The organism is Vibrio sp. 1402 (assembly GCF_033340275.1).
Genome location: NZ_JAWOWE010000056.1, coordinates 1 through 1339 on the forward strand (window position 1 = coordinate 1; position 1339 = coordinate 1339).

At 37.9% G+C, this 1339-nt stretch carries 1 protein-coding gene; it reads right to left on the reverse strand.

Annotated features, from left to right (window positions below):
* Positions 1–67: 67 nt before the first annotated feature.
* Positions 68–628, reverse strand: coding sequence for a DUF1524 domain-containing protein (locus R7044_RS28675; protein ID WP_369292832.1), 561 nt, complete (start codon positions 626–628; stop codon positions 68–70).
* Between the last annotated feature and the right edge of the window lie 711 nt (positions 629–1339).

Consider the following 1339-nt stretch of genomic DNA (forward strand, 5'->3'; position numbering starts at 1 on the left):
AACCACCTCCGCAGCCATTTATTGGTGTGGTCTACAGAGGATTATGTCTTTTTAGAGGGGAAAATCCCTAGAACCCCACTCTATTAGCAAACCAGCATCTGTTTTTTTGGGGTAACCACTCTCCAGCGTCCTTTCCACACTTACCGTTGTCACCACAACGGTTTACAGTAGGTGAAGCTAATGTAAGATTCAGGAGATCACTGGCAAATTGAATGCGCATTTCACTGGATTGTGAGCACATTCCGCTATCATGTGCTTCACTTGTTGACACTATATGCTCAATGTCTGTGTATCGGTCAGATTCAAAGTAACTGCCAGTGTAAGGGCCATATATCAATCCCCCCATACTACTTACTATGTGATCTTCTACTCGTTGAGAATAGTTGTATTGTTGAGATTTATCGTATGGAGAACATCTATTCTCAGGTTTGACTATTAAACCCCGCCATATCTCTGTTGAATAAGCATCAAAAGAAACCAATAAGATGCTTGTAAGAACAGCTTTAGAAATTGTTTTCATAAACTTCCATTGATTATTATGGTACAGCAATATACTTGAATGCACTAAGCCCAAGCCTTTTGGCATTCGCTCTTGCTGCGGCCTTATTCTTGAATGGATAGATCCCATAACTAGCCAATGTATCTAGTGCCACATCTACCGAATCAATTAACCAAATATCACGAACACACGGAGGACTTCCAGATACTTTAACGTGAAATAAATCTCCATTTTCATCTAATGAAGAAATAGTTTTGGAATCCACATAATTTAGATCAATGTGAACTATCTCACCGTCACTTTTGTAAAACCTGGGATAATTATGAACTGTAACTAGAAGATATCTCATACTATATATTTGCCTTTTGTAGTTAATTTGTCATCGTTTAATGATTTACAGGCGGTATTGCCTCATAGCTAATGTGGTATATTTTTGCATTCTATTAATAGGTGTTCGCATGCACATAACTGTATCTAGTTCTGATAAAAATTTGGACTCTGAACATCACACTTTTGAACAACCTTCCTTGCTGCTTAAAAATCGTATTAAAAGCCCAGAAGCCCAATCCAAATTAAAAATTCTCCGTCTTTCTGATTCAGTACTCAATTGCCACTGTGTATCACCACCAGCCACAATGTATCTACGTAAAAGGGGGGATTACATATTCATGGTGAATCATTATGAGCATGGCCAACATCTGCAAAATTGTCCCTTGTACTCAGACATAAAAGGTTGCAGAGAAGCGGTAAATAGAGATATTTCGCCCTGAGGAATCCCCTAATGATTTTGATAAAAATCATAAATTTAAGGTAGATGCACATCTTGTCATGTGATCAAAT

Bases quoted from the DNA above. Each gene is read 5' to 3' on its own strand.
- R7044_RS28675 (WP_369292832.1), bottom strand. From the start codon at position 628: ATGGGATCTATCCATTCAAGAATAAGGCCGCAGCAAGAGCGAATGCCA.